This window comes from Candidatus Melainabacteria bacterium RIFOXYA2_FULL_32_9 (genome assembly GCA_001784615.1).
Classification (GTDB): Bacteria; Cyanobacteriota; Vampirovibrionia; order Gastranaerophilales; family UBA9579; genus UBA9579.
Map to the genome: position 1 here is coordinate 2323 of MFRQ01000053.1, position 11305 is coordinate 13627.

Annotated in this window: 10 protein-coding genes, 1 tRNA gene and 1 pseudogene (1 of these 12 cut by a window edge); 4 read left to right on the top strand and 8 right to left on the bottom strand. The window is 33.8% G+C overall.

What is annotated here, in order from left to right:
- From A2255_08745 to A2255_08780, 8 genes and pseudogenes are all read right to left on the bottom strand, one after another.
- A pseudogene (locus A2255_08745) lies at positions 1–1126 on the bottom strand (glutamine--fructose-6-phosphate aminotransferase); it reaches 718 nt to the left of the window's first position.
- A gap of 194 nt (positions 1127–1320) precedes the next feature.
- Positions 1321–2325, bottom strand: coding sequence for a hypothetical protein (locus A2255_08750; GenBank protein OGI21759.1), 1005 nt, complete (start codon positions 2323–2325; stop codon positions 1321–1323).
- A 373-nt stretch (positions 2326–2698) separates the two neighbouring features.
- Positions 2699–3064, bottom strand: a complete 366-nt coding sequence (locus tag A2255_08755) for a 50S ribosomal protein L20 (protein ID OGI21760.1) — start codon at positions 3062–3064, stop codon at positions 2699–2701.
- A gap of 14 nt (positions 3065–3078) precedes the next feature.
- Complete coding sequence (locus A2255_08760; GenBank protein OGI21761.1) at positions 3079–3288, bottom strand: 50S ribosomal protein L35; 210 nt, start codon at positions 3286–3288, stop codon at positions 3079–3081.
- A 40-nt stretch (positions 3289–3328) separates the two neighbouring features.
- Positions 3329–3874, bottom strand: a complete 546-nt coding sequence (locus A2255_08765) for a translation initiation factor IF-3 (GenBank protein OGI21762.1) — start codon at positions 3872–3874, stop codon at positions 3329–3331.
- Between the two features lie 56 nt (positions 3875–3930).
- Positions 3931–4014: transfer RNA gene (locus A2255_08770), tRNA-Leu, on the bottom strand.
- 468 nt (positions 4015–4482) lie between these two features.
- Complete coding sequence (locus tag A2255_08775; GenBank protein ID OGI21763.1) at positions 4483–6573, bottom strand: translation elongation factor G; 2091 nt, start codon at positions 6571–6573, stop codon at positions 4483–4485.
- Between the two features lie 231 nt (positions 6574–6804).
- The gene (locus A2255_08780; protein ID OGI21764.1) at positions 6805–8070 is read right to left on the bottom strand and encodes a hypothetical protein; all 1266 of its coding nucleotides are present in this window, start codon (positions 8068–8070) and stop codon (positions 6805–6807) included.
- A 102-nt stretch (positions 8071–8172) separates the two neighbouring features.
- On the opposite strand from A2255_08780, the gene A2255_08785 reads away from it, so the two are divergent.
- From A2255_08785 to A2255_08800, 4 genes are all read left to right on the top strand, one after another.
- Entirely contained in the window at positions 8173–8835 is a 663-nt protein-coding gene (locus tag A2255_08785) for a deoxyribose-phosphate aldolase (protein ID OGI21765.1), read from the top strand.
- A gap of 92 nt (positions 8836–8927) precedes the next feature.
- Positions 8928–9962 carry a hypothetical protein gene (locus tag A2255_08790; GenBank protein ID OGI21766.1) on the top strand — a complete coding sequence of 345 codons (1035 nt, stop codon included), beginning with the start codon at positions 8928–8930 and terminating at the stop codon, positions 9960–9962.
- A gap of 20 nt (positions 9963–9982) precedes the next feature.
- The gene (locus A2255_08795) at positions 9983–10399 is read left to right on the top strand and encodes a secondary thiamine-phosphate synthase enzyme (GenBank protein ID OGI21767.1); all 417 of its coding nucleotides are present in this window, start codon (positions 9983–9985) and stop codon (positions 10397–10399) included.
- Between the two features lie 553 nt (positions 10400–10952).
- Complete coding sequence (locus A2255_08800) at positions 10953–11144, top strand: hypothetical protein (GenBank protein OGI21768.1); 192 nt, start codon at positions 10953–10955, stop codon at positions 11142–11144.
- Positions 11145–11305 lie beyond the last annotated feature (161 nt).

Here is an 11305-nt window from a genome sequence, read left to right on the forward strand (position 1 = left end):
TTATGATTAATATGTGTGATCCTTTAGCTTTAGCTTGACGTATTGCTGTTAATGTATCAGCGGTTTCTCCAGATTGTGAAACCCCGATAACAAGTGAATTTGGATTTGAGATAGTTTTCTTGTATATGTATTCGCTAGAAGCTTCCACATCTACAGGGATTTCAATTAATTCTTCTATTAAGTATTTACCCACCATTGCTGCGTGCATTGAGGTACCACAAGCAATAATTTGAATACGATCAAGATTTTTTAGATAATCATTGGTTAATTTTACTTCTGTAAGCTGTATGGGCTCTTCAGCACTTATTAGTCTATCGCACAAGGTTTGTCTGACTACATCAGGCTGCTCGTGAATTTCTTTGAGCATAAAGTGTTTATAACCCATTTTGCTTATAGCAACTGGTTCCCAGGGAATATTTTCTACTTTTTTAATAACTTCATCACCATTAAGGTTATATATTTTAATACTGTTTGTTTTGATTTCAGCTATTTCTTCATCATCAAGATAAATTACTTGCTTAGTATACTCAAGCAAAGCTGGAACGTCACTAGCTATATAATTCTCATTTTCTCCTAATCCAAGAATTAATGGAGCATGTTTTCTAGCCGCAACAAGAGTATCCGGTGCATCTTCATAAATTACTCCAAGAGCAAAAGCCCCCTGCACTTTTTTAAGGGATTCTCTGACTGCAACAGTTATATTTGAGTGGACTTTAAGACTTTCTTCAATCAAGTGAGCGATAGTTTCGGTGTCAGTTTGGGATATAAAAACGTGTCCTTTTGAGGTTAATTCTTCTCTTAATTCTTTATAATTTTCTATTATCCCGTTATGCACAAGTGCAATTTTTTTACAGCAGCTTATATGTGGATGAGCATTGGTTTCATTTGGAGCACCGTGTGTTGCCCATCTGATATGACCTATTCCAATTTTGTGAATATCATTATTACTGCATAATAATTGTTTTAAATTTGATAATTTGCCTGATGCTTTATATGTTTCCACATGATCTTCATTATAAACAGCTATACCTGCAGAGTCATAGCCTCTATATTCAAGATTAGTCAGTCCATTTAATAATATTGGGATTATAGGTTTAGAGCCAATATACCCTACTATTCCACACACTAATTTCTACCTCGTACTTTATAATTGCTTTTATAAAGGAGTATTATAGCAAAACAGGTTATTAACTTGCTAATCAATTCAATGAATAAGTTAAGTTTTCTAAATATCTGGCACCATTTTTCAAAAGCTGTACAGGAAATAAAAAATGCTAGGATTTTAATTTTCCTAGCATTTTTATTTAAATAACTTAAAAATTATTCTTCAGTTTTAACAGCTTCTTGAGAAGCTAATTCTTCCTGTTTTTGTTTTTTGAATTCTGCTGGTGCATCTTCACGGTCTACGTTCCAGCGAGGTAATTCCATTTGTTTTCTTATAATGCCTATACCTACGTGAACTCTCCATTCATCCATTTTAAGTTGCTTTGAGATGAATTTGTGGCAGCCTATAGGAGGTAATGGCAAAAGTGGCATATATAAGCTTTGAATGGCCATTAACTGATCTGGTGATACTGCTAACTTTCTCTTAGGATAAGGAAGTTTTGGCAGCATCATTTTTTGTCTGACCAAATTGATACCAAAGAAAACTTTATTAGGTTCAAGATTAATTTCTTTTCCAATTACCTCATGTACGTCAGGATTGGGTAGAGGTAACATTTTTTTGTAAAGATTTTCAATTTGCTCGACTTGTTCCCTGCTAATTAACAGTTTTTTCTGAACTCCAGGTGGTCTTCTAAAGTTACCGCCACCTTGTGGAGGCCTTCTGAATCCACCGCCTTGAGGAGGTCTTCTAAATCCACCACCACCTTGTGGAGGTCTTTGTCCTTGTGGATAACCACCTTGCGGGGGTCTTCTGAATCCACCACCACCTTGTGGAGGTCTTTGTCCTTGTGGATAACCACCTTGCGGGGGTCTTCTGAATCCACCACCACCTTGTGGAGGTCTTTGTCCACCATAGGGTGGTCTTTGTCCTTGCTGCGGCCTTTGGCCTTGTGGATAACCACCTTGAGGAGGTCTTTGTCCGTCCCCATAATGAGCTGAATGATGCTGTGTGCCAGCTTGTTGTGGCTGGTCAGGTTTCTCTGTTACCTGTGTACTTTCACTAGGTGTTTCTTGTTGTACCCCTGGAGTAAAAGAATTTAAAATCGGCTTTCTTTCTGGGTATAAGCAACCAGGACAAATAACTCTTTTAGGATTTTTTGTTTCAAATTCAGCGCCGCACTTTGAACATTTGTTTACATACATACTTGCTTTTCGCCCCATTAATATTGTCTAGACAAGGACTGTCCTTTACCTCTCCTAAAACATTTTAACCTTGCTAGAAACTTTAACAACAAATCTTGATTCGGTTTTAACTACTAATTGTTCCCTCAATTTTAGATTTAAATCAAATAGAATTTTTCTTGCAGTCTTATTTTTTCTAATTTTACTATAGCATAAATAAAATATTTAAACTATGTATTAATCGGTCTCGCAAATCTTAAGTTAGACAATTTATTTATACAAGTAGTGATAGTTCGATTTTAATATTATTTTTGCAGAATTACTAGTTTAAGTTAAGACATATCTAGTTAAAAATATTATAACTTAGAATTACACCCCTCATAAAAATGAGGGGTGTATATAAATAATGTTTTTATGCAGAAATTTTAAGTTGTTTTTTTGCAATATCTACAACTTTTTTGAAAGCATCAAGATCTTTAACAGCTATATCAGCTAACATTTTCCTGTTTATGCTAACATTTGCTTCTTTTAATCCATGTGCTAATTTGCTGTAGCTAAGACCGAACATTCTTGCTGCTGCATTAATTCTGGAGATCCAAAGGCGTCTGAACATTCTTTTTTTGTTTCTGCGATCACGATATTGATACTTTAAAGCTTTCATTACAGCCTGATTAGCGACTATAAATAATCTGCTTCTAGAACCTTTGAAGCTTTTTGCTAATTTTAATATTTTTTTATGTCTTTTGCGAAGAACATTTCCACGCTTAACCCTTGCCATAGTTTAACTCCTTCTTAACGAGAATATTGCATATAAGGTAATTCTAATTTAATTTTTTCGAGGTTAGTTGAGGATACCTCTACCATTCCAGATAAATGTCTTCTTCTTTCAGCGCTTTTATGTGTAAGCAAGTGTTTTTTACCTGCTTGTCTGCGCATAATCTTGCCAGTTGCGGTGACTTTATATCTTTTTGCTCCGGCTCGATGAGTTTTCATCTTTGGCATAATTGTGTTACTCCTAATATTGCTAGTTTGTCTTAATAAATTAAGATTCCGTGGTTGTAAGAATCATTACTACGTTTTTGCCTTCTAAACCCGCTTGTTTTTCCATTGTATAGTTAATGTCTTGAAGGTCATTCTTAATTCTTTCAGCTAAATCAAAAGCTAACTTAGAATGCTGAATCTCACGTCCTCTCAACATTATCATAACCTTAACTTTATTTCCAGCCTTTAGAAATTTCTTTATATTTTTAATACGAACGTCATAATCATGGGTATCTATTTTATAACGCATTTTTACTTCTTTAACTTCTACCACATGTTGCTTCTTTTTGGCTTCTTTTGCTTTTTTTTCTGATTCAAATTTGTATTTGCCGTAATCAAGTATTTTTGCAACGGGTGGTGTTTGATTAGGACTGATTATAACTAAGTCCAACTCTTTATCATATGCCATATTCAGAGCATCTCGCGTGTTAACGATTCCCAGATTATTTCCTTCATCATCAATTAATCGAACTTCCTTTGTTCGTATGTCTTCATTTAGGATTCCGGTTGGCTTTGAACTTTGAAATCTAACGTTACTAATAAGTATGTTCCTCCTGTTGTAGTAACTAACAATTTAAACAGTGTTTGTAGTCAAATAATATCTGCCGAAGGCGGGACTTGAACCCACACAAGCTTGCGCTCACATGCTTCTGAGACATGCGTGTATACCAATTTCACCACTTCGGCATACGAGATAATGATTAATACTACTACATCAATATAATAATGTAAATGATTTACATGTAAATCATAAGTCTATAAAAAATGCTTAACATAATTTAATTATATATTAAATTATGTCAATTATTCCAAACTCACTGTTTTTATATAATTAGGACAAATAAAGCTCTCTCTTCTTAATTTTTTACTTATGTAAAAAAAGCTCCGAAAGGAGCTTTTTCTATATTTATTTAGATTTAAGGACAGCGTAAAAAATACTTATGGATTTTGATGAAAAATCCATAAGTATTTTTGTAGCCTGCTTCTTATAACCAGCAAATAATCGAGCAATAAAAAATGCGTAAGTATTTTTTATTGCTCGATTATTACTCGTTAAAAGCTGGTTAGACGGTAATACCTCTAAAAATTCATAATCTAAAAAGAGGACTAATCCGTCCCCTCTTAGATTATGAATTTTTTACGCACCCTTAATGATTATTTTGCAGTAGTTTCTTTAGTTGTTTTATTTTCCTCAATAATTTTTTGTGCAAGGTGAGCAGGAACTTCTTCATAATGAGAGAATTCCATTGTGAATATACCTGCGCCACTCGTCATAGAATTAAGATCAGGAGCATATTTAAGCATTTCTGCCATTGGTATCTGTGCTTTTACCGTTTGAGTAGCTCCTTCTGCTTCAACTCCTTGCATTCTTCCTCTTCTGCTGTTTAAATCACCCATAATATCACCTACATTTTCTTCGGGAACGGTGATTTCAACATGCATAACTGGTTCAAGGAGAACGGGTCTTGCTTCAGCGGCAGCTTTTTTAAATGCCATTGATCCTGCTACTTTAAATGCCATCTCAGATGAATCAACAGGGTGGTAGCTTCCATCGAAAAGCACTACTTGAATTCCTACCGTAGGATATCCTGCAAGAACACCTTCTTGCATTGCTTCTCTTATACCTGATTCTACGGCTGGGATGTATTGTCTTGGAATAGCTCCGCCTACAACTTTATCAATAAATTCCATATCTTTATTTTTATCAATTGAGTGAAGCTCAATCCAGCAATCACCATACTGCCCTTTACCACCGGATTGTTTTTTATATTTGCCTTGAACCTTGGCGTCACTTGTAATTGTTTCTTTATATGGGATTTTTGGTGTTTCAAGTATTACTTCTACGCCAAATTTTCTCTTTAATTTTTCAATAGCAACATCTAAATGTACTTGTCCCATACCGGAAAGAATGATTTCTTTCGTTTGTAAATCCCTTGATACTTGAAGTGTTGGATCTTCTTCCATTAACCTTTTAAGACTTGATTGGATTTTATCTTCATCACCCTTACTTTTTGGCTTTATAGCAAAAGATATAACTGGAGCCGGTTGTGAAATAGCCGGAATAGTTACAGGATTTTTTTCATCACTAAAACTATCACCTGTATGGGAATCTTTTAGTTTTGCTACGGCAATTATGTCACCTGCAACCGCTTTTGCTGTTGGTTCTTGTTTTTTACCAACTAGGTGCAGCATTTGACCAACTCTTTCCTTTGCTTTCTTGGTTGAATTATATATGTTGGTATCAGAGTTAATTTCTCCGGAAAATACTCTCATTATTGTTAGCTGGCCGGCATATGGATCTGCAATTGTTTTAAATACGAGAGCTGCTAATGGTTCAGAAGATGCGGGTTCTCTTGTTTGTTCGGATCCATCAGCTTTTTTTACTTTAATTGCTCCTTTTTCGATAGGAGATGGCATATAATCAGCAATAAAATTAAGGATTTGATGAACTCCAACATTCTTTGTTGCTGCTCCGAACATTACAGGAGTAATTTGTCTATTTAATATGCCTTTTTTAAGAGCTGAAGTGATTTCTTCTTCTGTTAAATCAGCTCCTTCAAGATATTTTTCTAAAGTTGCATCATCGCATTCAACTATTGATTCTAAAGTTGCTTCTCTCATAGATTCAGCTTCAGCTTTTAGTTCAGCAGGAATGTCCTGTTCAGTGAATTTTCCACTTTCATTAAGCTCAAAAATGAGAGCTTTCATCTTAAGTAAGTCAATAACTCCTTTAAATGAGGATTCTTGTCCTATAGGTAATTGAAGTAAAACAGGTTTTCCTTCAAATGTGGAATTTAGCTTATCGATTACTGTTTTATAATTGGCATTTTCTCTTTCAAGTTTATTTATAAATACACAAAGGGGTAATTCTAATTCTTGTGCTTGTTTGATAAGTTTAATTGATTGCAATTTTAATCCATCAATAGCGTCTATCACTATAATAGCTGAATCCATTCCTTGTAAGCTGTTTCTGGCATCTGCTACAAAATTTGCTCCTCCAGGGGTATCTATAAGATTTATGCGAGCTTTTTTCCAATTGAAACTTGCAATTGATGAACTAATTGTTGTTCTTCTTTTTACTTCCTCTGGTTCAAAATCCATAAGGGATGTTTCTGTATCAACTTTTCCCAGTCTGGTATTTTGACCCGCACTAAATAACATGGCGTCTGCCAAAGATGTTTTACCTGTTCCTACATGTGATACAAGCCCTACGTTTCTAATGTCTGAAGTGTCGTAATTGCTCATAGAAACCTTCCTTACAATATTTTTGTACTAATACAAAATTATACATCTAACTCACTATCAAAGTAAAAATTATACACTATTAATTGGTATTTTTTAAGAATCTGATTTTACCTTTATATTTTAAAATAGATTTATTTAAATTTATCATCTATACACAAGAGATTTATATATTAAATCAGATATTGAACAAATTACTCAATATCTGATTTGTTTAAAATATAAAATTTTACTTTAAAATAGCGAAACTTGGACTCTGTCACCTTCATATAATTTTGTACAATCTGGCGTTAGCTTAATTATTCCGTGGGCTTTTACAAGTGTGGATAAGAATGAAGATTTACCGGCGTATGGATAGGCAGTAATTTTTCCATTATCTAGTAATTTTAATCTAACTCTGACATAATCTTCAATTCCTTTTGGAGATTCGACATCTCTGGCTAAGATTGCATCAAGCTTTACATTATCTTTCCTTTCTTGCCAAAATGACCTAGGATTGCCTGCTAATTGTACTAAAACAGGCTTGGCGAAAGTCAAGAAAGATGTAACGGAGGAAACAGGATATCCCGGTAAGCCTATTACAGGTTTCCCATCAATAAATGCGAGCAATGTATGTTTCACAGGACGCATTGCAACTCCGTGGGCTATAATTTTTGAATTTGGAATGCTTTTTATGGCATCTAACGTATAATCTTTTGTGCCAAATGAGCTTCCTCCTGAGATTATGACTACATCAGAATCCTTTAAAGAATTACAAATTGATTCTTTTAATGTATCTATATTATCTTTTACTATTGGCCTAATTATGCTAACGCCACAAAGTTGTCTGATTAATCCTTTCAGAACGTGACTATTTGTTTCGATTAATTGCCCTGGTTTAGGTGATTCATCAATAGAGACTAACTCGCTGCCTGTAGGAATAACTGAAACAATAGGCTGCTTATAAACTCTAACTTTTCTATATCCCAAACCTAATATACCGCCAATATCTTGAGGACGAATTTTCCTTTTTTTTCTGATAAATATCTCTCCTTTGGTGATATCTTCACCTTTTTTGGCAATATTTTCGCTCATTAGCACACTTTTAAATATTTTAACCTTATTTCCTTCTGTTGCAGTATATTCTGCCATTACTACGGAATCAGTATTTTCTGGCAGTATAGATCCCGTTGATATTTTAACAGCTTGTTTTTTTGAAATCGTTAATTTAGCAGTATTTCCAGCTTGTACTTCTCCAATAACTTCAAGTATTACAGGAGTATCCGTGTCAGATTGTGCTACATCTCTAGAATTTACAGCATATCCATCAACTAAAGATTTATTATAAGTAGGTAAATCATATTGGGCTATTATGTCATCATACAAAATCCTTGACATTGAGTCTTCGACGTTTATTTCTTCAGGAGAAGATGTTTTTTCCCCTAATTCTGTCATATACCTTTTTAATACTACTTCAACCGGTTCGTATTTGATTGCTGATTCATTGTTTATACTATACATACTTAACTCCATATGAAACTTTACGTGCTAGAATAATATAAATTATATTACATTTCCGAAGTATAATAGTTCTATCAGATTTATTTTAGAGAGGGGAATTTTATGGAGAATCAGGTCTTAAATCTGGAAAAGTATATAGAGCATACTATCTTAAAACCAGAAGCTACCATTGAGGAAGTAAAAACTCTTTTAGATGAGGCAATTAATTATAAATTTATTGGTGTTTGTATAAATCCAGTATATGTACGATTTGCTAAGGAATATTTAAAAGATAACCCTGTTAAAGTTGTTACGGTAATAGGCTTTCCACTTGGAGCCAGTTTAGGTGAAGTAAAAGCATTTGAGGCTGAAAAGGCTGTCGAAGATGGTGCTGATGAACTGGATATGGTAATAAATATAGGTGCTATAAAAGATAAAGATTATAAAAAGGCTGAAGAAGATATAAAACAAGTGGTTAATAAGTCCGGTGATAAAGTCGTTAAAGTTATTCTTGAAACTGATTTACTTAAAAAAGAAGAAATAGTTGAAGCTTGTAAGTTATGTATATCAGCTGGGGCTGATTTTGTTAAAACTTCTACAGGTTTTGTCAACGGCGGAGTTGGCGCAACTGTCGATAATGTTAAATTAATGTATGAAACCGTATCACCTTATGGTCTTCAAGTAAAAGCCAGTGGTGGAGTAAGAGATAAAGAGACTGCGATTAATATGATAAAAGCAGGTGCTGTCAGAATTGGAACCAGTTCAGGGGTAAAGATAGTTTCTTAGTTTGTCATTATTAAAAAGACTTTTAGTCTATAAACATCTGAGAAGTAAGAACTGTAGGGAAAAATATTAAGCAAAGAAGAGTTTCCAAAATTATGAATTATACATATATAGGTGCATTACATATTCATAGTAATTATTCTGATGGGACTGCAAGTATTAAAAGTATAGCTCAAGCAGCAAAAAAAGCAGGACTATCCTGGATAATAATAACAGACCATGATAAGCTTATTGGCTTAGATAATGGTGAAGAAGGCTGGTATGATGGAGTTGCTGTGCTTATTGGAGAAGAAATAAGCACTGGTGATTGTAATCATTATCTAGCTTTGAACATTAATCAGGAAATAAAAGATGAGATAAATCCTGAGAATTTTATTAATGAAGTTAAAAAGCAAAATGGAATAGGATTTGTAGCGCATCCTGACGAGAGTTTAAACAGAAAAAATGACTATAAACCTTTGAGATGGCAGGATTGGAATATTAAAGGATTTCATGGGCTTGAAATATGGAATCATTTGTCTGATTGGGTTGATAATTACGACCCTAAAAATCCTGTTTATTGCTATTTTAATAAAGACAAGATATTAACCGGTCCAACAGCTAAAACAATTAAGTGGTGGGATGATCTGAATAATTCAAATGCTAATATAGTTCCTGCAATTGGAGGGTTAGATGTTCATGCCATAGATCATAAATTTTGGGGTATAAATTTTCAAATATTTCCTTATTATGACAGCTTTAAAACTCTAGCAAACTATTTATATCTTGATAAAAAGTTATCAAATGACTTTGATGAAGCAAAAGAACAGATTTATAATGCTCTTAAACAGGGTAATAATACTATTATTAATAGAGTATGGAACAGAGATAAAGAAGAATTTTGTTTTTGTTTAAAAAACAAAGAAACTTGCGCTGTACCTGGAAATGCAATAAATCTTGATAATGATGCTCATTTGGTAATAAGAGTTCCTGGAAAAGCAAGAATAAGGCTGATTTATAATGGGCAAATAATCAAGGAACTTGAGGGAAAAGAAATTATTCATAAAGATGTACAAAAGGGAAAATATAGAGTTGAAGTGTACTATAAAAATCGTCCCTGGATTTTTTCTAATCCCATTCTAGTCATATAATTTATACAAGTGGAGGAAATATGCCAATAATTAGTGAAAGATTTAGCATCAATACAAAAGGTTTTACCGATATCATTAATATAACAGGTAAGGTTCAGGAAATAGTCAGAAAAGTTCAGTTTGAACAGGCTCAGGTATTGGTTTATGTTCCTGGAAGTACCGCTTCAATTACTACAATAGAATATGAACCCGGGCTTCTCAAAGACCTGCCTGAGGCTTTTGAGAAAATTGCTCCAATGAATAAGACTTATCATCATGATGAAACATGGCATGATGGTAATGGCTATGCGCATGTGAGGGCATCAATGATTGGAAATTCTGAAATATTTCCAGTTGTTAATTCAGAGTTAATACTTGGCACCTGGCAGCAAATAATACTTGTAGATTTTGATAATAGGCCACGTACTCGCAGCGTAATAGTGCAGATTTGTTATTAGTGCGTTAATACAAAAGTTGTGGCGAAGGGAGTAAATTTTCTCTGTCAGTGCTAACGCATGAACTTTAGTCATCAACCCTTCCAATAATACGTATTGTCATCATGAGGAGCGAAGCGACGTGAGGATCTTACCAATTATGAATGCTAGCTTTTAAATGTAAAATGGATAGATTGCCACGGGCTAAAGCCCTTGCAATGGCAGGGGAATTGCTTCTCACTTTGCATAATTAAATTAACAAAGCACTAGTACTCTGTCCCAAAAATTATGATGGGGGATATGTTATTAGCCTATGAAATGCGAAGGTGACAAGGTCACTTATTTAAGTCATCAATTATTCCAGTCTTAATTATGTGCATTAGCACCAGCGACGGAAATAATATATCCTCTAAACTTTTGGGACAATCCACCAGGCTCTATTTTTATCTGAAAAACGAAATTATTTGCTGGATAAAATTAATATTTTTAATGGATAAGTAAATGTTAAAAATATACGATAAATATACTAGAATTGTTTTTAAAATAATAAATAACAATGAGCAAAAGTTAAGATTTTATGCGAGAAACCATAAAAGCAATGTTGGTTATTACTGCAACAATAGCAGGACTTTACAGTACTTATGCAGTTTTATCACATACTAGCGTGGCGAAAAATCCAGGTAGGCATGCTTCTGGAGGTGGGTATATTTATTATGGCGGTCAAATTAAAGAATTTAACGAAGCTCAGAAAAAAGCATTTCAATGGTAGTTTGCAGAAATTATCTTTTTCCAATATAAACGCTGAATATTTATTGAGTATTTTAAGGGTATTGTTGAAGGAACCTTACCTGTGCGAAGCAAACAGGTAGCGACGAAATAAGGAACAAACAAAAAATTATTGCGTATTTTAAAACGCAAATCTGTCATTGC